Source organism: Streptococcus oralis subsp. dentisani, assembly GCF_002096335.1.
GTDB classification, from domain to species: domain Bacteria; phylum Bacillota; class Bacilli; order Lactobacillales; family Streptococcaceae; genus Streptococcus; species Streptococcus oralis_Z.
Genome location: NZ_NCUW01000026.1, coordinates 144,844 through 168,225 on the forward strand (window position 1 = coordinate 144,844; position 23,382 = coordinate 168,225).

The 23,382-nt window shown below is 40.4% G+C and carries 15 protein-coding genes, 1 pseudogene and 1 CRISPR repeat array; of the genes and pseudogenes, 3 read left to right on the forward strand and 13 right to left on the reverse strand.

The annotated features are described in order from the left end of the window. Positions 1 to 118: 118 nt before the first annotated feature. Positions 119 to 2,751 (reverse strand): annotated as a pseudogene (locus tag B7709_RS02275) (DEAD/DEAH box helicase family protein). 133 nt (positions 2,752 to 2,884) lie between these two features. On the opposite strand from B7709_RS02275, the gene B7709_RS02280 reads away from it, so the two are divergent. Then, positions 2,885 to 3,502 (forward strand): TVP38/TMEM64 family protein, encoded by a 618-nt coding sequence (locus B7709_RS02280; protein ID WP_065371614.1) that lies wholly within the window; start codon positions 2,885 to 2,887, stop codon positions 3,500 to 3,502. Between the two features lie 323 nt (positions 3,503 to 3,825). On the opposite strand, the gene scrK is transcribed toward B7709_RS02280, so the two are convergent. Continuing rightward, positions 3,826 to 4,713, reverse strand: coding sequence for a fructokinase ScrK (gene scrK / locus B7709_RS02285; protein ID WP_000164289.1), 888 nt, complete (start codon positions 4,711 to 4,713; stop codon positions 3,826 to 3,828). 158 nt (positions 4,714 to 4,871) lie between these two features. Continuing rightward, complete coding sequence (locus B7709_RS02290; protein ID WP_084971337.1) at positions 4,872 to 6,809, reverse strand: sucrose-specific PTS transporter subunit IIBC; 1,938 nt, start codon at positions 6,807 to 6,809, stop codon at positions 4,872 to 4,874. 376 nt (positions 6,810 to 7,185) lie between these two features. Here B7709_RS02290 and B7709_RS02295 point away from each other — a divergent pair, with 376 nt between their 5' ends. Together B7709_RS02295 and B7709_RS02300 are read left to right on the forward strand one after the other, a co-directional pair. Next, positions 7,186 to 8,640 (forward strand): sucrose-6-phosphate hydrolase, encoded by a 1,455-nt coding sequence (locus B7709_RS02295; RefSeq protein WP_084971339.1) that lies wholly within the window; start codon positions 7,186 to 7,188, stop codon positions 8,638 to 8,640. Then, complete coding sequence (locus B7709_RS02300; protein WP_084971341.1) at positions 8,621 to 9,586, forward strand: LacI family DNA-binding transcriptional regulator; 966 nt, start codon at positions 8,621 to 8,623, stop codon at positions 9,584 to 9,586. The genes B7709_RS02295 and B7709_RS02300 overlap by 20 nt, the downstream gene beginning before the upstream one ends. A gap of 462 nt (positions 9,587 to 10,048) precedes the next feature. Beyond that, positions 10,049 to 11,048: a CRISPR direct-repeat array (repeat unit 28 nt; unit sequence GGATCACCCCCGCATGTGCGGGAAAAAC). Positions 11,049 to 11,071: 23 nt separating this feature from the next. Here the strand turns inward: B7709_RS02300 and cas2e are convergent. The 10 genes from cas2e to B7709_RS02360 all read right to left on the reverse strand — a co-directional run bounded on the left by cas2e (position 11,072) and on the right by B7709_RS02360 (position 23,320). Next, positions 11,072 to 11,974 (reverse strand): type I-E CRISPR-associated endoribonuclease Cas2e, encoded by a 903-nt coding sequence (gene cas2e / locus B7709_RS02315; RefSeq protein ID WP_084971343.1) that lies wholly within the window; start codon positions 11,972 to 11,974, stop codon positions 11,072 to 11,074. 4 nt (positions 11,975 to 11,978) lie between these two features. Next, complete coding sequence (cas1e, locus tag B7709_RS02320) at positions 11,979 to 12,917, reverse strand: type I-E CRISPR-associated endonuclease Cas1e (protein WP_084971345.1); 939 nt, start codon at positions 12,915 to 12,917, stop codon at positions 11,979 to 11,981. Further along, positions 12,911 to 13,558 carry a type I-E CRISPR-associated protein Cas6/Cse3/CasE gene (cas6e, locus tag B7709_RS02325; RefSeq protein WP_084971347.1) on the reverse strand — a complete coding sequence of 216 codons (648 nt, stop codon included), beginning with the start codon at positions 13,556 to 13,558 and terminating at the stop codon, positions 12,911 to 12,913. Before cas6e ends, cas1e begins: the two co-directional genes overlap by 7 nt. 4 nt (positions 13,559 to 13,562) lie before the next feature. After that, on the reverse strand, positions 13,563 to 14,282 hold the full coding sequence (gene cas5e, locus B7709_RS02330) for a type I-E CRISPR-associated protein Cas5/CasD (RefSeq protein WP_084971350.1): 720 nt from the start codon (positions 14,280 to 14,282) through the stop codon (positions 13,563 to 13,565). Positions 14,283 to 14,291: 9 nt separating this feature from the next. Next, positions 14,292 to 15,365, reverse strand: a complete 1,074-nt coding sequence (gene cas7e, locus B7709_RS02335; protein WP_000210567.1) for a type I-E CRISPR-associated protein Cas7/Cse4/CasC — start codon at positions 15,363 to 15,365, stop codon at positions 14,292 to 14,294. Further along, the gene (casB, locus tag B7709_RS02340) at positions 15,355 to 15,948 is read right to left on the reverse strand and encodes a type I-E CRISPR-associated protein Cse2/CasB (protein WP_084971351.1); all 594 of its coding nucleotides are present in this window, start codon (positions 15,946 to 15,948) and stop codon (positions 15,355 to 15,357) included. The genes cas7e and casB overlap by 11 nt, the downstream gene beginning before the upstream one ends. Positions 15,949 to 15,955: 7 nt before the next feature. After that, positions 15,956 to 17,623: a type I-E CRISPR-associated protein Cse1/CasA gene (locus B7709_RS02345; protein ID WP_084971353.1), complete on the reverse strand. Its 1,668-nt coding sequence runs from the start codon at positions 17,621 to 17,623 to the stop codon at positions 15,956 to 15,958. Continuing rightward, the gene (locus B7709_RS02350) at positions 17,610 to 20,390 is read right to left on the reverse strand and encodes a CRISPR-associated helicase/endonuclease Cas3 (RefSeq protein ID WP_084971355.1); all 2,781 of its coding nucleotides are present in this window, start codon (positions 20,388 to 20,390) and stop codon (positions 17,610 to 17,612) included. Before B7709_RS02350 ends, B7709_RS02345 begins: the two co-directional genes overlap by 14 nt. Before the next feature lie 483 nt (positions 20,391 to 20,873). Beyond that, positions 20,874 to 22,148 (reverse strand): hydroxymethylglutaryl-CoA reductase, degradative, encoded by a 1,275-nt coding sequence (locus tag B7709_RS02355; protein ID WP_084971357.1) that lies wholly within the window; start codon positions 22,146 to 22,148, stop codon positions 20,874 to 20,876. Beyond that, positions 22,148 to 23,320 carry a hydroxymethylglutaryl-CoA synthase gene (locus B7709_RS02360; protein WP_084971419.1) on the reverse strand — a complete coding sequence of 391 codons (1,173 nt, stop codon included), beginning with the start codon at positions 23,318 to 23,320 and terminating at the stop codon, positions 22,148 to 22,150. Before B7709_RS02360 ends, B7709_RS02355 begins: the two co-directional genes overlap by 1 nt. Positions 23,321 to 23,382 lie beyond the last annotated feature (62 nt).

A 23,382-nucleotide genomic window follows, 5' to 3' on the forward strand; every position in this document is an offset into this window, starting at 1 on the left:
AAACCTTTCTTATGCTTTGTAAGAATAGTTTATTCTAAACACTTCATTCTATTCAACTATTAAAAATGTATTTTCTCTATTATTATATCATGTTTCAGATAGATTTTTCCATAGACCCCTACTCGAATCGGCTTTTAACCTTCTTCTTAGTCAAGATACGGTCGTTTTTGTTAGAGAGAGCTTGGATACGAGCTTCAAGAAGGATTTGCCGTCCGGCCTCTGTCCGTGTGTAGACGAGGTGATAACGTCCGATAGTTGGCGTCAGAAAGTCAAGAAATTTCTGTGCTTCTTCCTTGCGCTTGTCAAAAAGACTAAGAACGGCATAGTAAGGTGACTGGCCTTCTCGGACTTTCTCCGCCTTCAAGAGATAGCGCTGGTTGTCCACTGGAGCAAAGAACTCTCCCACAGTCTGAGCAAACAACTCCTTGTCTCTCATGCTTCCTCCCTTGAGATAGGCAAAAATCATATAATTTTCCTTATCCTCCTCTACCCGAACACAGGATTGATCGTCCGTTAGGTGCCCCGAACCTAGCAGAGCCCTTCGGATCTGCTCACCCAGAGACTGCAATTGTTTATAGGGACTCTTATAGCAGAGGTAACGCCAAGATGCAAAGGCAAAAAGAGGAGACAGGCTGCCGTAAGCCACCAAACACTGATCAGTCTCAGTCTAAATAGCAAGACCAACAAATCCACTGCTAACAAGAGCAATGACATGCGAACCCATTTTAATGCATCAAGCAATAGTATGACTGGGATCTTCTTTTTTGGGGTTGCGACTTCTGTAACTATCTCAAATTGATCCGCTACGACAAGAGCATCTTGCCATTTTAGTCTCAAGCCTGCTCGATCCTTGGAGAGACTCTTAACTCGCTCATTATACTCGCTGATTTGCTTTTTCTTAAAGGGGGGCTTTGGAAAATCCAAACGATCCAAACCGGTCTCAATACTCTCCCGATTATAGGCTAAGCCAAGAAAATGCTCCATCCGTCGCGACAAGGTCTGCAGATCCTGATTGCTCTCTGGTCTAGGCTCCTCACCAGGAAGAGTGATGAGTGCTTGCGCTTGAACGGCTACCAGATGCCAGATGTTGCTGGTCTTTTCTGGATGTCCCGGCCAGATACGAATGGCACGCCCGCGCATCTGGTTACTCAGCATAAAGCTCCCCACAAAGCTTCCGAGGATTAGGGAGTTGACACAAGGAGCATCCCACCCCTCTCCAAGGAGAGATTTAGTTCCGACTAGGACTTGAATCCGCCCTCGTTGAAAAAGCTCCGTCACCGCTGCCACGATTCCCTTAGCTGAGCTCGGAAAAACGACTTGCACATAATGCTTTTGATCCAAGTGACCAATAGACGAAAAACTGAGACGAACCTGAGGCAAGAGTTCCTTCAACTCTGCTGCCACATCGGTAGACAAAATAACGACACTACCTGACAAGACAGCCAAAGAAACAGGTATCTCTTGCTCCTGAGCTTTTCGACGAATGCTTTCAAAATAAGGGAGAACCCCCAACTGAGAAATGGTTGCCTGATCATCTCCCAGATAGGTGGCAAAATCCTTGCGAATATAGTCAGCTAGTACTAACTGTCTCAGTTCCTGACCTAGACTCTCATACTCCGTCAAAAAGATATCGGCAATGGCAGACAACTTCCCCAGAGATTGGGTTAAAAGCTGGTCAGAAACCTTAGACTTAACCAGATAAACCTGACGTTTTTCCACTAGCCCACGCGCCTTCAAGTCAGCCTCTAACTTTTTCCTATATCCATCTGGATCCTCATACCAATCTGGTGTCTGATAGAGCATGCTCTGCAACAGTGTTTCCAGCCAGTAGGAGGTCAATGCTGGAAGCTTCTGAGTTCCCAGCAAATTTTGCAAAGAGGGAGGAATCGTTAACCCCTGAGAATGCATATAAATCAACATAGCAGACAAGTACTTGGGATCTTCTAAGAGTAAATCAGATGAAATATCCCCTTTGAGGGCCTTAGATCCTGCTACAAATGTTTGAAAATCAGGATCGACTATAAGGTGATGAATATAGTCCCACTTAGTCTCCTCAAACCGTTTGAGACGTTCCGACTCTTCAGCTGTTGGTGAACACATATAGACAAAATCCTGATGAGGACAGAGGGTGCCTTCCTTGACTAGTTCAGGTACCGTAATTTCTTGGTCAATTTCCCCACACATTCGGATATAGCGTTCCCAGAGTTCAGGTTCACTATCGTAGGGAGGGGTTGCCGTTAGGGCGATAACCTGTAGCTGCTCATACTGCTTACGGAAATCTTCTAGACTTCGCCACCATTCATTGCGCAGGTGGTGGCATTCGTCCAAGCAAAGAGTAGCAACTTTCTGAGCTCTTAGACTTGCAAGCAAATCAAACCCCACAAAATCCTCTGCTTCTCCATCTTCTTGTGATTGCAATTGGTTCATAGCGCTATGAAAGGCCTGATAGGTCACAATCGTTAGGGGCCTCATCTCCTTTAAGTTTTGGGAAACGAGGTCTGAAATCTTCTGTTCGTTCTCTAAAAAGGCTGTTTGAATCCTCTCTACCCATTGTTCACGAATGGTGACAGTCGGAACTAAGATGAGGGCTGGGTTGCCAAAACGAGCGATTAGCTCGATACCAATGGTTGTCTTTCCAGACCCTGGAGCAGCCACTAGATGAACATGACCGTCTGCTTGATAGTCCTGAAAACGATCCAAGACCTGTTTTTGGTATTGGCGCCAGCTTCCTTTAAAGTTTAAACCTAACATGATACCCTCTCATTCTATACCGTCATTTTCTTATTCTCATTTTACCACACTTATTTCACCAGCTAGATAATCCAGATAGTTTTTCTCCACAAAATATGATATAGTAGTATCATACTATCTATAAGGAGTTCCTATGTCACAGCATAAGCAAATGAAAGCTGTTTCTCCCCTTCTACAGCAAGTCATCAATATTTCGTCTATCGTCGGGGGAGTCGGTACCTTGATTTTCTGTATTTGGGCCTATCAGGCGGGGGTTTTACAGTCCAAGGAAACCCTATCGGCCTTTATCCAGCAAGCTGGGGTATGGGGACCACCGCTCTTTATCTTTTTACAGATCCTACAAACCGTTGTTCCGATCATTCCGGGTGCTTTGACCTCAGTGGCTGGGGTCTTTATTTACGGCCACATCATCGGAACCATCTATAACTATATCGGCATCGTGATTGGCTGTGCCATTATCTTTTATCTCGTGCGCCTCTACGGAGCTGCCTTTGTCCAGTCCGTCGTCAGCAAGCGCACTTATGACAAATACATCGGTTGGTTAGATAAGGGCAATCGTTTCGAGCGTTTCTTTATCTTTATGATGATCTGGCCAGTTAGCCCAGCTGACTTTCTCTGTATGCTGGCAGCATTGACCAAGATGACCTTCAAGCGCTATATGATTATTATCGTTTTGACCAAACCCTTTACCCTAGTGGTTTATACCTATGGTTTGACCTATATTATTGATTTCTTCTGGCAGATGTTTTGAGAATAGAAAAATCCGTTTGGTTTCCCAAGCGGATTTTTTGAACATAGACAGCCTATTACTTGATACTAAATATACTTTGGTATGGAAATCATGCCTATTTTTCGCGAGTAAAGCGAGGACTTACCTAGCCTTTCCGCCGTGATAAAAACACCTGAAATCTCATGGTTTCAGGTGTTGGGAAACTTTGAGACAGTAGGCTCAAAGTTTCGATATGGAATTTCGAAGAAAGTCGCTACCGTCCATAATCACTTAAGGAAAGGCTCAAAAAAATTGTCTTCAAACAAAACATCCGTTTGGTTGCCCAAGCGGATATTTTCTTTGTTTTATTTTGCGACACTCTTAGCAAGGACAAAGTTCCCAAGTGTGGCAGAACCATTGCCTGCGACTGCTGGAGTCACGATATAGTCACGCACGTCTGGTACTGGTAGGTAACCATTTAGAAGAGCAGTGAATTTCTCACGTACACGGTCCAGCATGTGTTGTTGGGCCATAACCCCACCACCAAAGACGATGACGTCTGGGCGGAAAGTTACTGTAGCATTGACCGCAGCCTGAGCGATATAGTAGGCTTGAACATCCCAGACAGAGCTGTTGAGTTCGATGTTTTCGCCACGAACACCTGTACGAGCTTCTAGACTTGGACCAGCCGCAAAGCCTTCCAAACAGCCCTTGTGGAAAGGACAGACGCCGTTAAATTCTTTTTCTACATCCATTGGGTGTTTAGCCACATAGTAGTGACCCATCTCAGGGTGACCCACACCACCGATAAATTCACCACGTTGGATAACACCTGCACCGATACCTGTACCGATCGTGTAGTAAACCAAGTTCTCGATACGGCCACCAGCATTGTTACGGGCAACCACCTCACCGTAGGCAGAGCTATTTACGTCAGTGGTGAAATACATGGGTACGTTGAGGGCACGACGAAGGGCACCAAGTAGGTCTACATTTGCCCAGTGAGGTTTTGGAGTCGTTGTGATAAAGCCATAGGTTTTTGAGTTTTTATCGATATCAATGGGACCGAAGGAACCGATGGCAAGACCTGCAAGATTATCGAATTTTGAAAAGAATTCGATGGTTTTATCGATAGTCTCGATTGGAGTTGTTGTAGGAAACTGTGTTTTTTCTACAACGTTAAAATTTTCATCTCCGACAGCACAGACAAACTTTGTACCGCCCGCTTCTAAGCTTCCATATAATTTTGTCATGATAAACCTCTTATCTTTGTTTTCTCTATTATAGCACATTTTAAAGGGCTAGATTTCTCAATATTTTAGATTTTCCTCTGTAAATCTTACCATCCAAGTAAAAACGAACAAACATAATATTTGTTCGTTTTATTTTTAAATCTGATTTTCGAAGAGGACTAGGCTTTCACTTCGATGATAGCGTCACCCTTGACAACTGAACCGCTTGCGACTGGTGTCACAGAAGCATAGTCAGCTGTATTGGTAACGATAACCATTGTTGTGTCATCAAGACCAGCTGCAGCGATTTTGTTTGAGTCAAAGGTTCCAAGAACGTCACCTGCTTTGACCTTGTCGCCTTGAGCAACTTTTGCTTCAAAACCTTCGCCGTTCATAGATACAGTGTCGATACCAACGTGGATCAAGATTTCAGCTCCATCGGCTGTCTTCAAACCAAAGGCGTGACCTGTTGGAAATGCGATCGATACTTCGGCATCAGCTGGTGCGTAAACCACGCCTTGGCTTGGTTTCACTGCGATTCCTTGTCCCATAGCACCACTTGAAAAGACTGGGTCATTAACATTCTCAAGAGCAACTACGTCACCAACGATAGGAGTTTGGATTGTTTCGTTTTGAGGAGTATCAGACTCTTCCACTACTGGCGCTTCTATTGTAGTTTCAGTAACTGTTTCTGCAATTGCTGTTGCGGCTTCATCAGCAAAGACAACTGCTGCTTTTGTTTTACCATAGAAATAAGTCAAGGCAAAGGCTGCGGCAAATGAAATCACTTCTGCAACTACATACATAGGGATTGAACCGGCTTTAATAGATAGGAATCCGATAAATCCAGCTGCTCCCAAAGAAACAGCAATGACATGGGTCAAGCCTGCAACAAAGGCACCAACTGCTGAACCAGCAAGAGCACAGAAGAATGGGAATTTATATTTTAAGTTCACCCCAAATAGGGCAGGCTCAGTAATACCAAGGAAAGCAGAGACAGCCGCAGAACTTGACAATCCTTTAGTTTTAGCATTTTTAGTCAAGAAGTAAATAGCAAGAGTGGCTGCACCTTGCGCAACGTTTGCCATTGAAGCAACAACAAAGATGTAGTCACCAAATCCAGTACCATTATTATTGTATGCTGATAGTAACTGTGTTTCAATAGCAGGGAATGATTGGTGAAGCCCTGTCATAACAATCAATGAGTATGTTCCACCAAAGAGCCCCATACCAAATGCACCTGTAGTATTGTATAGCCATACAATCGCATTAGTAATCGCATCAGATACTACTAACATCACCGGACCGATAACTGTAAAAGTTAGGAATCCTGTAATCATAACAGACAAGAGCGGTGTGAAAGTAAAGTCAACTGCAGATGGCAATTTCTTGTGGAAGAATTTTTCCAGAGTCGCCAATAACCAGACAGCCACAAGAACTGGAATAACTTGGTAAGCATAGTTTGTTTGTGTAACATGGTAACCTAAAATATCCCAGAAGGCTTCTTTACCACCCAAATCTGGTGTGGTCATAATCATACCGATAGCCGCACCAAGGAATTGGTTTGCTCCAAAGCGTTTAGCTGCTGAAATACCTACCAAAACAGGCAAGAACATAAATGGAGCTGCAGACATCAATTGAACCATAGCTGAGAAGCCTTTGATTGCAGGGTACATATCTTCAATTGATTGAGGTCCAAACAAATCTGGCGATGTCAAGAAGTTACGCAATGCCATCAAAAGACCACCTGCAACCAAAGCAGGAATGATTGGAACAAAGATATCTGACAAGAGCTTAATCAAATCCATCAAAGGATTGAACTTTTTATCTTTATTAACAATCTCTTTCAAATCATCTGTTGAAGCTTCTTTCAAACCTGTTTTTTTGATGATTTCTGCGTAGACAAAGTTAACGTCACCAGGACCAATAATAATTTGATATTGTCCGTTTGTGCTAAATGTACCTTTCACATCAGCATTATTATCTAAAGCTGCTTGATTCACTTTTGATTCGTCTTTTAATACAAGACGAAGACGAGTGGCACAATGCGCTGCAGCTACTAGATTATCTTTTCCAACAGCCTCAATGACCTCGGAAGCTACTTTATTATAATCCATAGCAATAATCTCCTTATAAAAATTTTGTTCTTGTTTGAAAGCGATTTTATTCGCCCTACGACTATTATTTTATCATGTTTCTAAAATATGTCAAGCGTTTTGCAGAATTTTTTATTTTCCTTCTCTTCTTTATCTCCGTTTATGATAGTTTTTGACTGAGTCCTTCTATTTACTTATAAAAATATCCTTAAATTAGAGGGTTCAAAGCTTTTGTTTTTCATTTTATTTCATTTTTTCGTGAAAATTTGCTCGATTTCTTTCGCTTAATTTATGGCAATCGTTTGACATTTTTTCCTCTTTTTTAACATAAAAGACTTGCTTTTTTTGCCGAAAACGTTTACTATTAAGATAGTAGAACTTTAGGAGGAATGATAAAATGGAATGGACAACAGAGCGTCGCTACAGACGCTACGAAGATTGGACAGATGATGAAGTCAAGCAAATCAAGGAAAAGATGGCGCAATCTCCTTGGCATACTCGTTACCATGTCGAGCCAAAAATGGGGCTTCTCAATGATCCGAATGGCTTTTCTTATTTTGATGGCAAATGGATTCTCTTTTACCAGAACTTTCCTTTTGGTGCAGCTCATGGCTTGAAGTCTTGGGTGCAGCTTGAAAGTGATGATCTGGTGCACTTTTCAGAAACTAATGTCAAAGTCTTGCCTGATACAAAACTCGATAGCCACGGGGCCTACTCTGGTTCTGCCATGCAGTTTGGCGATAACTTGTTCCTATTTTATACAGGAAATGTCCGTGATGAAAACTGGATCCGTCACCCTTACCAAATTGGTGCTTTGATAGATAAAGATGGTAAGATTACGAAAATTGACAAGATCTTGATTGGCCAACCATCTGACTCTACTGACCACTTCCGCGACCCGCAAATTTTTAACTTCAAAGGTCAATACTATGCTATCGTGGGTGGACAGGACTTGGAGAAAAAAGGATTTGTTCGTCTCTACAAGGCTGTGAACAATGACTACACAAACTGGCAGGCAGTTGGTGACCTAGACTTTGCCAATGACCGCACTGCCTATATGATGGAATGTCCAAACTTGGTCTTTATCGGTGAACAACCTATCCTTCTCTACTGCCCACAAGGATTGGATAAGGGTGTTCTAGACTATGACAATATCTATCCAAACATGTACAAAATCGGGGATTCCTTTGATCCTGAAAAGGCGCAAATGGTAGATGTGTCTCCATTGCAAAATCTAGACTACGGTTTTGAAGCCTATGCAACTCAAGCCTTTAACGCTCCAGACGGTCGCGCTCTAGCAGTCAGTTGGCTTGGGCTACCAGATGTAGCCTACCCATCTGACCGTTTTGACCACCAAGGAACCTTTTCATTGGTCAAAGAACTCACTATCAAAGATGGGAAACTCTACCAATACCCTGTCGCAGCTATCAAAGAACTTCGCGCTTCTGAAGAAACCTTCTCAAACCGTGCCCAAACCAATAACAGCTATGAACTGGAGCTCAACTTGGAAGCCAATAGCCAGAGCGAGATTATCTTACTTGCTGATAAAGAAGGCAAGGGGCTTTCCATCAACTTCGACCTTGTAAATGGTCAAGTTACAGTGGATCGTAGCCAGGCTGGTGAGCAGTATGCCCAAGAATTTGGGACGACTCGTTCTTGCCCTATCAATAACCAAGCTACTACTGCTAACATCTTCATCGACAATTCTATCTTTGAAATTTTCATCAATAAAGGAGAAAAAGTATTTTCTGGTCGCGTCTTTCCGCATACGGACCAAAACGGTATCCTCATCAAATCTGGAAATCCAACTGGAACTTACTATGAATTAGATTATGGTCGCAAAACTAACTGATGTCGCAAAACTTGCAGGCGTCAGCCCCACTACCGTCTCACGGGTTATCAATAAAAAGGGGTATCTATCGGAAAAAACCATTCAAAAGGTCAATGAAGCCATGAGAGAATTGGGCTACAAGCCCAACAACCTGGCTCGAAGCCTCCAAGGAAAATCTGCTAAGTTAATTGGTCTCATTTTCCCAAACATTAGTCATGTCTTTTATGCAGAGTTGATTGACAAGTTGGAACACCAGCTCTTCAAGAATGGTTACAAGACCATCATCTGTAACAGCGAGCATGACTCTGAAAAGGAACGGGAGTACATCGAAATGCTAGAGGCCAATCAGGTCGACGGTATCATTTCTGGAAGTCACAACTTGGGAATCGAAGACTACAATCGTGTGACAGCGCCGATCATTTCCTTTGACCGAAATCTATCACCAGACATCCCTGTTGTCTCCTCTGATAACTACGGTGGCGGGGTCCTCGCTGCCCAAACCCTAGTCAAGACAGGTGCCCAATCTATTATCATGATTACAGGGAATGACAATTCCAACTCACCTACTGGACTGCGTCATGCTGGCTTTGCATCTGTACTCCCAAAAGCTCCTATTATCAATGTTTCGAGTGACTTTTCTCCCGTCAGAAAAGAAATGGAAATCAAGAATATCTTGACTCATCAGAAACCAGATGCCATCTTTGCTTCGGATGATTTGACAGCTATCCTAGTTATCAAAATCGCTCAGGAACTGGGAATTTCTGTTCCTGAAGAGCTTAAGGTCATCGGCTATGATGGGACTTACTTTATCGAGAACTACTACCCTCATCTGACAACAATTAAGCAGCCTCTAAAAGAGATTGCCCACCTCACTGTTGATCTTCTCCTGCAGAAAATTGAAGGCAAGGAAGTCGCGACAACTGGTTACTTCTTACCAGTTACATTATTACCAGGAAAAAGTATTTAACTACAAAAAACTCAGACCAATTCGTCTGAGTTTTTTTATGATCGTAAATTTTCTAGATAGCGCTGGGCTGTCTCTAAGTTAAAGGTTTTCTCTGCGATGAGGCGCTCGACCAGGGGAGCAACCTCGGTCTCACTAGCACCAGCTAGGAGAGCTAGGGATTTGGCAGAAGGATTTTAGTCTCGTTTTTCCAATCAAAAAATATTGAGCATTTAGTTCTGAAACACTTTAAGACAACAGATACAAGACAAATTTCCTTATACTCTTCTAAAAGTTTTTTACCCAACTGATGTTATTGTTACCAAATGTCTCCATGATGAATTCATTCGATTTACTTGTCTTCTCCTTTGTTATTTAAGATATCTTCATTTACACAAAATATGCTTTTTTCCTATAATAAAACACTCCTATCTCTAATTTATCAGTTTTCAATAGGGATATTTTTCTTATATCTCATTTTATGTAGTCAATCCCCCGCATGTGCGGGAAAAACCGGTACATCTTATGCTCCTCAACGAAAACCTTAGGATCACCCCCGCGTGTGCGGGAAAAACGGTAAGCACAAGGCTACTGGTCTGTATGCACCAGGATCACCCCCGCATGTGCGGGAAAAACGTGCCAGGGGACATCTCAAAAACTCCAGAAGAAGGATCACCCCCGCGAGTGCGGGAAAAACCTACCAATCTTCTTAAACTTATCTTGAAACTTAGGATCACCCCCGCGTATGCGGGAAAAACTTCTTGCGTGCTTTCTTCAGGTCTTCGAGACCGGGATCACCCCCGCATGTGCGGGAAAAACCATAAAGCGAATACAAGCATCTGTGTTTGCCTGGGATCACCCCCGCGTGTGCGGGAAAAACCAGGTTAGCCTTTTATGAGTTCTATTTTAACTACGGATCACCCCCGCGTGTGCGGGAAAAACTCAAACGGAGACATCATTGCCATGCCTTATCCGGGATCACCCCCGCGAGTGCGGGAAAAACTCATCGATGGCAAATATAACCCCTTTTAAACCGGGATCACCTCCGCGAGTGCGGGAAAAACAACGTATCAAGGTCACGGTCAGTCATGCTGATAGGATCACCCCCGCGAGTGCGGGAAAAACCAGTTCAGCCAACAGAGCCTTCAGTTACTCCAGGGATCACCCCCGCATGTGCGGGAAAAACTTAATAAATTTTAATGATTTAGTCTTGTAATTTAGGATCACCCCCGCATGTGCGGGAAAAACTTCACATCGATAACGGGATCTTTACTCAATCCAGGATCACCCCCGCATGTGCGGGAAAAACGTGCCTACTGCGATAATTTGTAAATTGGGATCACCCCCGCATGTGCGGGAAAAACATTTATCAGCGACATAATGGTGATGCGAGCAAGGGATCACCCCCGCATGTGCGGGAAAAACGTAAGGATTGCAGCACTTGAAATATCTTGTGTAGGATCACCCCCGCGTGTGCGGGAAAAACACTAAAAGATCCTATTGAAATCGCTAATCCCGATTGATTCTATCCAAAAATTTATTCACTTTTGTTGATAACTGATAGATTAACTTAGCGTCCTGTAAAGCTCTATGAAGAACTACCTCCTCAATTCCATATTCCTTAAGGGCTGTCTGTAATTGATAGTTAGCCAGAAATAGCTTTTCACTCTTTACAAATTTCTTTAAATCATGAGTTTTATTTGATAATAAAGGCAAGCCTAACTTGTTAAGCTCATTGTTAATAAACTTAACATCAAAATTGATACCATAGCCAACTAAAGCTGATTCACCTATAAAAAGCAAAAAATCGGAAAGTACTTCTTTTAAATTTCGACCATTTTGTTCTAATAGAGTCTGAGAAATTCCCGTTAATTTAGAAATCTTCGTAGGCAAGATTCCGTCATATTTGATAAGAGCATTAAACTCTTCTGTAGTGGATGGAGTAACCTTAAGTGCCCCAATTTCTATAATGGTATGTTCATTCTCATCTAAACCATCCGTCTCAATATCAATCACAATATAGGAACTCTGTGGTTTTGAAGAAACTTCTGAATGACGACCAAAACGCTTGATCCGTCTAAACTTAGCAGCATCACTGTATCCAAAACTGGATATTTTTCCATCGCTGTCTGTTTGGCTAGGTAATAGGATTAATGGGATTCCATCATAGTCTAGTACACTCCGCTGAGCATTTACGGTATCAAATTGATAGCCAATTTCATTTCTAAAGGCATAACTAATTGTAGCCTCACCTTTTCCAACGTTCGCCTTAATACGATCCCATAACTTTTCACGAACCCTAGTATTGATATTTCCAACGTAAACCCCTGTGGCAATTTCTTGCATCCACTTGGTTAAATCCCCTTTTAAAGACGGCGGAACATTTTTTAAAGTTAAAACAGTCAGTGGCATATTATCAATTCTCCGTATAACTAACTCCATGTTTAACAGGTTTATCCTTATCATCCCATAAAGAAAGCGTATCAATCACTAACTCCTCTTCACCATCTATTTCAAATAGATATTGAATGTCAGCAACTATCCGAGCCATTAACTTGCCATCTACGAAGGAATCTCTTGTTTTCAATCGAGCAAGCTTACCAATATCATCATCCTCAGTATAGTTAGCTGCAATTTCAAAAGCTAAGGGAATAGTCAATTCAGCTTTATATAAGTCTGCAATATCATAAATAAAGGATAAATCATGGCCGGTATGTACAAAACCAAGACCTGGAGAAACACCTAGCGCTACCACTATACTGTACACCAAACCGTAAAGTGCTACATTAGCTGCGGATAGCGCCTGGTTCACTACCGTCCCTCCTTCAAAATCATCAGGTCTGTAGTCCCTTTTATTCCAAGGAACCTTGAATTTTTCAGATTGCATCCTATATGCTTTTCTCACCCTAGCTCCTTCACGACCCCGTAGTTGCTGCATTGTTAATGTGGTGACATCTTCACCAGGAAATCGCATTTGATACATTTTACGGGCAACAGCTAAACGCGACCGAGAATTTGAAACTAGCTTAGCCTGTCTCTCTAAGAATTTTGTTGAATGTGCTAAGAATCTTCCATGAGCATACTGACGAACACCTCGCTCACCAACCCAAACCATACTGGTTCCAGCATCTCCTATCAACTCTACAGCACGATGGCTAATATCAGTACCCGGCCCTAGCAATAATACACCAATCATAGCAACAGGTATTCTAACTGTTCCGTTGCTATCAAGCACTGTAATAGCGCTATCCACACGATTTATCTTTGCGTGTTCTACGTAAATAAAGCTGACACGATCGCTTATTTTAGGAAGTTCTCGCAGAGATGTTTTCTTCGTTCCACTTTTTTTTACCATGATTCGTTTCCCAATGGAATAACGGTCATTAAACCAAAACCGTATGCTTTTTTCTTTCCCATTCCTTCAGTCAAAAGCTTCTTAAAAAGATCTGCATCACTAACTGTTAAGATCCCTTCATAAACAACCTTTATCAATCGGATAGGTTTAACAGCTTTTTTAAACGCCTCATAACCACGTTCAACGATTGAAAAATCTTCTTTTATCAGTGAAAATCCATTTTTGTCAGAGCGGTCTATTAGATAATTCATCTGATATTCACTCGTAACATGAGGTTTTACAATACCTCTTTTAAGATTATCTGGTGATACTAAGGAAATAACTGGATTAAGCACCACTCGAAATTTCATTCGGCTACCAGTATAGATATTATCTAAAAATTGTTGATAATCCTTAGTTTGAGCACTACCAGAAACCCCGTATTTTTCTAATCGTTGTAAATCAGGTTTATTTTCACTAACAATAATCAGGTAATCTTTATCTTGGATACGATCTATACGCCATAATTTCCTTGTTCGAATAGATTGTTCCATTTCTTCTGGAAAACTCTCTTCTACCCAAGCATGATAAGCGCCTATATGTGTTAAGCACCTAATTTTTCGGCGATTGGTCCGATCAATTTCTACTCTTGAGATATACATACCATCAATCTCCTATACTCTTAAAAACATCATGTGCCGTATTTTTATCTCGAAACGAATTCCGAACTTGAACCAGTTCTCTAGTTTCATACCTATAGCCAAACCTTCTCCCCTTTTGTGAAAAAGACTTGACAACATCTTGTCTCAGTTGATAAATACCTCTATCGGTTAAATGTCTATCAGAATAGATTTCTAAAGTTACGGAATCCATAAGTTTTCTCTTCATAAACCATGGTGAAGCTTGCCATTCAAGAGTTCTCAAACTTTCAACTGCTCCAATCTCAGTCTCACCTAAGATAAAATCTGCAGTCAACGGCAGAGCCCTTCTTCCCATAAATGGTTGGAAATAGGGATTTCTCAAAGCTTGTAAAATCATTTCCAAAAACTGCTCATTACTATGAGAAAGAGCCACTACAAAAACAGCATCTTCTAAATAATAACGATTTGTGGCATAATTTCGTTCAAACTTTCCTTTTTCTGTATACTTCTGTGCAATATGAAAATCTCTGAGTAAATTTCCTTGTTGATCCACTCGAACTGCAAAATCCAGCTCGTTTAAACGAGTAATTTTTTCATCATCGTCTCGACGATATCCTAGACTTGAAGCAATCAACCCAATAACAGAACTCTTAGAAGGATAAAAATCCGTATGTCTTGTTTCGAAATGTGAACTTGTCCCCCAAGATTGCAAAGGGCCAGCAAATTTCAACAAAATAGTCTTCATGCCATTCACCTATTTTTTGAGGACTTGTCCTAAGGTTTCCGAAAAATCTTTTAATAATTCTGAAACTGAATATTTTTCCTCACCTATTTGTTTTAAACTCTCATTCTCATCCAAAGTCACATAGAAAGTCAAAAGTGGTTTATTCACGAATTTTTCAACTCTTGTATACTCTTTAGACAGTTTTTCAATAGATTTTGCCACATAACCATCTGTTGATTTAACTGGTTCTTCAAAAGCACTGACAAGATTAACAGGACGATCATCACGCAAAGAAACGATTAGAGCCTGTGGTAAAGTTTGATTGGCAAAGGTATTCACTTTTCCTGTCGGGAGTGAATTTGCAAATGCTTCGATGAATAAATTCAAACTGTTCTTTAAGGATTTCTCATCCTCTAGTTGTTTTGATAATTCATGAATCGCAACATTGGCATAACGATAGAGCGTAGAAGAGTTAAATTCGATGGTTCCCAGCATACCTGCACCTGCATTATCCTCTGGAGCTAAATCATCAATAGCAGTAAAGAAATCAAATTCAGTTTGTACAGCATGTGTTGAAATAGCATGGGCAACTTGAGAGGAAGCATCCTCGTTTAGAGTTGGATCTTCAGCTACCATTCGACCGAACATAGCAACATCAATGGCTGGATTTGAGTTAGCTAGTTTTTGAAGTTCTTTTTTATCAGTCAGATTTTCATAGGCCGCTTGAGCTAATTTCTCAGCTTGTCTATCCCCCATAAAGTAAAGTGCCTTGACTTCACCTTTTTTCTTAATTCCAGTAGCTATCAAGACTGTATCTGCTTTGGTTAGTGCATCTTCAAAACTGATAGAATTATCTAGTTCTACAATTTTACCTGCAACATATCTTACAATGTCTTTTGTTCGGACACCGACATTAGACTGTTCTCCATAAGTATTAAAATAGTCTCTTATAGCTCTCTTCCAAGCTTGAGAACTCACGCGCGATCTTTTTACACCCCCGTACTGAGCGGTCTTTGGGCTACCTGTATCATCTCTATTCATATTGGAAGGTGGCAAAGTTTGTATAGCATGAATATCTAAAAATAAGCGTTGATTAGTTGTCATTGTGTTTTTCTCCTTTGATTTGTTTATAATATGATCTTGCCCAATTTAGGCGAAGATTTTCTTGTACATTTTTTAAAAACCAATACAAGTCCTCAGCTAACTTAGCGTAATCAACCTTTGTAGCAGGAGACTTTGTTTTGAGTAACATCATCATGTGGCGTAAATGGTAGATCAACTCTTCAAAAGTTGATGATGTAATCATAACATTGAACCTTCTGTCGATGGCTGTCGTGTCATCTCCTTTTCGAAGTTGACTAAGAGCAGAACCGATATTTTGATAAGTATCGGGCTCATCTAACATCACACCAGTTGAAGTTCCTTGTTGATGTAAGGCGTAAAATTGGATAGTTGCATAAATTGCTAACTCCTCATAGCTAGGCTGCTGGTATGAATTGACAAACTCCTCTGGTAAATGCTCAAATAAAATCGGCCAGATATCTGTTGCATCGCTCAAGGGTTTACCCAACGTTTTTCTAATTTTTGCCAGTGCAGCTTTACTCGATGGTGACTCCAACTCATAACTCAATTGTCTAATAATTCTTTTTGTGACAGATCCAACTGTCTGTTTGGATTGTTCCAACACACACCTCCTATTTTAATTGTTGATGAAGCAAATAATCAAATGAATTATATGCAGTTGCAATATTTTTTATTCGACCATCTTTTTCAATACCGAGATAGTCCCTCGTTCCTCCTTGACCTAAGATGCTCTTTGCTTCAGCTTTAATCATTTTTTTCAGTAAATCTCTCCATTCTTTGATTTTAGGATCCTTTTCATCATCTGGTAGGATACTGGATAACCATTCACGAAAAGGGTGATCGATTTTGAAATAGAGCATTTCAACCATCTGATTAGTATAATTGTTGTTGGAGATATTCCTAATTTCTTTTAGATCCTCTATATAGCGTTTATATACTTTAGAAATGACAGTTTTTGTTTCTTCCACCACCTCATTAATACGTGGTACCCAACCACTCTCATTAAAATCAGCCAAAACTAAATCATTGATAAGTATAGAGTCAATAACTTCATCAGTTGGAAGCCATGAAGTAGCATTTCCATCGTCCTGCATACTAATGGAAATAATATTAAATAATCTATTTCCTATTGTGTCACCTATATCTCCTAGCCAATCAATAATTCCCGGTCTTCTAAAGTGCCCTGTTCTATCTTCTACTGCTAGCAAACCAAAAGACCGCCACAACGATTGATTCAAGAGGTGTTTCTTAGGAGTATAGCTATCTTTATTTTCTCCTGTAGTATTATACTTCCATGTTGTCATTGGCTCTAAAAAATTGTCCTGATGATTGATATCGGGTAATTTTACAATCTCAAAAGAGAAAGGCTTATTTAAATCATATTCTGGATCAATATAAATCCCTCTGCTCCAAATCGTATACAGATTGGCTAAATCTGTACATTCACTACCAAACAAATAGCGATTAATATTATCAGCACTAGCAAATTCCCAACAGGGACATTGAATACTTTCTAAATTACCATAGTCATAGAATGGCAAGATACAATTTAGTAACAGCGTTTCAAATAAAGAAGTTCCCTGTATAAAAACTGCACCGATATCAAACAACCAGCCTTTTGACACTTTATATTTTTCTTTTCCAAAAATAACTTTATCGGATAATCCTGAGTACCCTTGAAAAGTTAAAAGCCATCGTGTAAGTTCGGAAGGAGTCAGTTGTTCTTTATTTTTACTATTCTTTGGGGAAAATAAGGCTAACTTATTCCCACTCTCTGAAATCGTTCTATTGATATTTTTCCCAGAAATACTGCTTGCTTTTGCTTTACTGATTCTATCTGCTGCAATATCCTCTTTTCTAACTTGAAAAAATGGATATTCCTCATCAAATAAGTAAAAGCGATCCCGCCATTTTTCTAGGTAATGATTAACAATGTCTGGGAACTTACCACTTTCCCAAAGATCTATCCATGTATCATATAAATCATCCTGATAGTCAGCAATATCAGATTCTTCCACAGACTCAATTTGTTTAAACCGCTCATCTACTGCCAGATACTCATAGACATTACCATCTGCATCAAAGCGTGAAAAAACAGTATGTAACACAGCCAGCAAAACTCGTAGCACAGCAAAATCTTGCGTTTTTGTATCTCCTGCTAAATCTTTGTACTGATGAGCATTTATAAACAATTCCTGCAAGGAAACTTCTTTTGTTGTTCCTTTTTCATCATAAACGACAGAAATCCAGGGTTCATCTAGCAAATTAAATCGACTCATTCTTATTCAACCTCTCCGTTGTAATTCCATACTTTTTATCATATAAGAGTTTAAACCCATTGAGAATAAATTCATTGTTTTCATCAAAAATAATCCCGAGAGCTCCTTTTAACCACGATGAATTTCGCCATTGACTTAAATAGCTGTTGTTATACCTTTCAAGTTCTTCAATAGTTTGGTCAATATTATAGCCCTTGGATAAACTCATCGGAAGTCGTAAAGTATTTTGTGCTACTTTTTTAGCGACCAAAGGATTATCAATATTCTGAGATATATCTTGATTTTCAATAAATAAGCTATAGCCATCAGACATTTTCTTTAAAGCAATCACTTCAATTGTATCTTCAACATCACGAACCTGAGCATTAGATTTTTCTTCACTATCGTTTGGATGCAGGTTCTTCAACCAGCCAATCAGACTATTGTTTCTATGTCTCGATATTTTTAAGATAGGATCATCGATACGGTATGTTCTCGCCTTTGTTTCCTTATTCTTAATCGTGACATCATGCTCCGTCTTAGCATCTAAATATTTTTGCTGAAATTCCTGACTTGAAAACTCAATTGTAAAATCTGGACTATAAACTTTCTGGACTAATGGTGAAATATCATCTGGTAATCTCATGATATCTGGTAAAAAGTGCTGAGTTCTGGCTAACAGATAATCACCATAAACAAAACTACTTCCTTCTTCAAAATCCAACTCTTCGGAAGTTCCTAAAACATAAAACCTAGCTATTTCATGCTTTTGAGGCCGTTCTATTTGGTGTCGATGAAGTCGTCCAATACGTTGTATTAGCAAGTCCATAGGTGCCAGATCACTTATCATCACATCGAAGTCAATATCCAAGGATTGCTCAATCACCTGAGTTCCAATGATAACTTTCTTATGTGGACGTTCTACATTTTTTCCGATTTGTTGTAATAATTCTTTCTCTTTTTGGATTCTTTCGGTCGCAATAAAACTGGAATGAAGCAATTCTACCATATCATCTCTAAAAATTTCCGAAAAGTTTCTTGCCAACTCTTGGGATCTTCTCACTGTATTGACAATGATTCCAACTACTCCACCGCCCTCAAGGCCATCTTTAACCGTTCCCAATAACAGCTCTTCTTGTAAACGAATGATGTGAATGTCTTTTATGTTTTGCTTATTGAATGTTGTAACTTGATGAATCTCTGAGCCATCATTATAAGTGATTAAAGGATAAGCGTCTGTCTTTAATTGGTCCGTATTTTCAATATCTCGCCATTTGAGCCCCATCCCAGACATATAGCTTTTAAGGATATTTTCTCTTTGTTGAGAAGGTAATGTTGCTGACAAAATGACTACTGGAACGCCATAGGCTCCCATCCATTTTATCGCCGCCATCAAATATTGACTCATATAAGCATCATAGGCGTGAACTTCATCAATAATAACAACCTTTTTACTAAAACTTAGATGACGTAAAGCTAAATGTTTTTGTTTCAATGCTAACATTAAGAACTGATCAACAGTCCCCACTACAAAATCATCTAAAGCTGAAGTCTTTCTCCCAGAAAACCATTCATTAATGATAACACTACCATTTTCTACATCGTCAAAATTAAATGTATTAGCTTTAAGTTTTAAAAAATCTTCGTTTAGAGCTGCTTTCCCGTGTACCAACTGAATAGATAGTATGTCTTCAGAATCATCTTTTAAACTTTCAACCCATTTTTCAATACGATTAAAAATTCCATTCGATGTCGCCTGAGTTGGTAAACCAAAAAAAAGACCGCTTCTTCCCGTCTTAGTAGCTAACTGCTCCGCTGTAATCAATGAAGCTTCTGTCTTCCCTAACCCCATTGGTGCTTCTAGAACTACAATCCCAGGTTTAGATATTTGAGTAATAACATGAGATAAGATTGATTGAACATTATTAGGTTCAAATCCAAATCTTTCCTTATAGAGACTATCTGGTTTTGAGATATATTTAGGTTGCCACAAACTAGTTTTTTTCCACCTTTCAAACCCATCTTGAAGGCGTCTTGACTTATCTACCTCCTCTTTTTCATTGACACTTAATAAAGGAAAGTAGTTCTCATTACTAGCAATCCAGTCAGCCATAATCAGCAATCCTGATAAGATAACTTGGGCTGGCTGTTTAATTTTAGGAAGCTCTTTCACAGAGTCAAACCCACACTCCTCTATAGCACAGTTGAAGATTTCTTTTTGAACCAAATCCCAGTTCTTATGGATAGCACTCTCCTTACTTTCATTTTGAAAATAGTTTGAAAGATAGCTCCCTTGATTTTTTACATCCTCAATCGTATCAATCGGTCGTCCATGGTGTCCACCAATAATAGTCGAAATATCCTCTTGAACACCATAACTAGATAGCAAATATTGACCTGCAAGGCTATGATGACTCTTTTTCGGTGATGATAGTTGAAGTGAACTAATTTTAGTAAATCCTGACTGCTCCAATTTTTCTAATAGTTGAATATCCAAATCATCTGAATTTGCAAATCCTCTTTGAGTTTGAAAGGCTGGAGTTGCTTTCCCGATATCATGAACAGCAGCTAAAAATTGTGCAAGTCGTTTCCCTAAATCTCCATCATATGTTGCTGAATCCAGAGAATCCTCAATCAGTTTTTTTTGCCCCTCACTTAACCAATGCTCCCAGAGAAGTCCAGTTATATTTTTTGTATCTTCTAGATGCTGAGACAAGGGTAACCAAAAAAATCTACCATTTTCTTCCTTTTTCTTAGCCCAAAGCGTATCGGACTTTTTCTTAGACATGATTCATCCCCTTTTCATCCCATTTTATATACTTCCATTTTATACCTAAAAGTTTTAAAATACAACAACAAACATGGAAGGGGTTACAAACATATGCTATTTTCTAAAGTAGTGTAAACATAAGAATGGGAAAATCCTTTTTAGAGGAGTTTTAAAACATTACTAGAATGATCTTTATTACTATAAAACCATTCACCATAGAATTACTTCACTTTCATACCCTAAAGTAAGAAATGGATGATATTTCCCTTGAATTAACTGTAAAGGATTGTATTATTGAAAAACGACTATATTAGTTATGAGGCATAATAACAAGGAAAGTAATAATCATAATGGGGACATTCTCTGTGATTCAAATATCAAAAAAAGAGAGAATAATGTAATCCTCTCTTGTTCATCGTTATATGTGAGACTTTTCAATTGACAATGAATTTGTTTTCCCTATGTTTCATTTTTTGAGACTAATACCACGGTTTCAACTGGTTAAGAGCGCCAGTCTTTTAAAAATTGCTGAGCTCTCTCTAAGTTAAAGGTTTTATCTGCGATGAGGCGCTCAACGAGGGGAGCAACCTCGGTCTCACTAGCACCAGCTAGGAGAGCTAGGGATTTGGCCTGCAATTTCATGTGACCTTGCTGGATGCCCGTACTGACCAAGGCTTTGAGGGCCGCAAAGTTTTGGGCGAGACCGATAGAAACGATGACTTGTGCAAGTTCCTTAGCAGAAGGATTTCCCAGTAGCTCGTGACTAAGAGCTACACGTGGGTTGAGACCGATTGAGCCACCCTTGGTCGCTACAGGCATAGGTAGGGTCATCTCACCGACCAATTCTTCTCTTTCCATGTCCAGCTTCCATTGACTAAGACCTTGATAGCGTCTATCTCGACTGGCAAAGGCATGAGCCCCAGCTTCGATAGCACGCCAGTCATTACCCGTGGCGATTAAAATGGCATCGATACCATTAAAAATCCCTTTATTGTGAGTAGCCGCTCGATAAGGATCAGCCTGCGCAAACTGGCTAGCCAAAGCCATCTTCTCTGCAATTTCACGTCCTTGGTCCTTTTGAGGGTTCAAGTACCTAAAGGCAATACGACAACTTGCTGTCACTAGAGAATCGGTCGCATAGTTGGATAAAATTCCCATGAGACTCTGTCCCTGACTGAGTTCTTCCAAGACTGGTTTCAAGGCTTCTAGAATGGTGTTGAGCATATTGGCTCCCATGGCTTCCTGGGTATCGACATGGAGATAAACAACGAGAAAGTCTGTTTCACCTTTGATCTGCTCTACATGCAAATCACGCGCCCCACCTCCTCGTTTAACGATAGAAGGATAGGCTTGATTAGCAAGTTCCAAGAGTTCCGCTTTCTTGCTGATAATCTTCGCTTGCGCTTGTTCAGGATCAGTAACTTGATAAAGGGCTATCTGACCAATCATCTGGCGCTGATGCACTTGAGCAGTAAAACCGCCTGCTCGCTTGATGATTTTGCTGGCATAGCTGGCCGCAGCAACCACTGAGGGTTCTTCTGTCACATAGGGAACTGTGTAGTCCTGACCGTTCACCAAAAGTTCTGGAATGATGGAATAAGGCAGAGAAAAAGTTCCTACCACATTCTCACTCAGCTGGTCTGCAACAGCCAAGCTGACTTGTTCATCCTGCTCCAGACTCCTTTGCTTTTCAGGACTAAGGAGCGCCTGAGCTCGCAACAACTCAAGGCGCTCATGGTATGATTTTTTAGAAAATCCATTCCAACTTTTCTTCATTATTTTTCAACCTTGCTATATCGGCGTTGGTGGTCGACAATTTCAACCAAGGCATAGTCTTGATGTTCATAAGCTGCAAATTGGGCTGAACCAGATTCATCCAACTGCACCTCTTCGAAGAAGACTTTTTCATAGTCTGCAACAGATAAGACTGTACGCTGCTGGAGTTTGCTCAAGCGCTCTTTGTCTAGATAGGCCTCATAGCCTTCGACCAATTCACCACTAAAGAACTCTGAAACAGCTCCACTTCCGTAACTGTAGAGGGCAATTTTATCGCCAGCCTTCAAATTATCTGCATTTTCCAAAAGGGAGAGGAGTCCGAGGAAGAGGGAACCTGTATAGATATTCCCAATCATCTGACTGTAGAGAATTGATTTGTCAAAGTTTTCTTGCAAACTATCCTGTTTTTCTTGAGATAGAGTCTTGTCCATCATCTTGCGCAAGCCTTTTAGGGCCAGCTTAGGATAAGGTAAGTGGAAACAGATGGCTGCAAAATCACCTATGGTCCAATCGTAGCGCTTCTTGTATTCATCCCAAGTCGTCGTGAGACTATCCAGATACTGCTGGGTTGAATAAACACCATTGACATAAGGAGTCGTTGAGTAGTTTGGTCGCCAGAAATCCATGATGTCACGAGTTTGAGCAACATTATCATTGTTAAAGGCCATAATGCGCGGATTTTTTGTGATTAGCATCGCTACACTTCCAACTCCCTGGGTGGGCTCACCCGGAGTCCCCACACCATACTTGGCAATATCACTGGCAATGACTAGGACTTTTGATTCTGGAGAATTTTCCACATGTAACTTGGCATAATGGAGGGCAGCTGTTGCTCCATAGCAGGCTTCCTTGATTTCAAAGCTACGGGCGAAAGGCTGTATGCCTAATAGACCATGAACAAAGACTGCTGCCGCCTTACTCTGGTCAATTCCTGACTCAGTCGCCACGATGACCATGTCGATTTCTTCTTTTTCTTTGTCTGTTAAAATAGAGTTGCTGGCACTAGCAGCCAAGGTAACAATGTCCTCAGTCAGTGGTGCAATACTAATTTCATTTAACAAGAGTCCCTTGCTAAATTTTTCGGGATCAACTCCCCTTGCTTCTGCTAGGTCTTGTAATTTCAAGACATATTGACTGGTTGCAAAACCAATCTTATCAATACCGATTGTCATATTTACCTCTGTATTTTCATTCATTGTAAAAAATCGTTTCATTCTATTTTATCACAAATAGG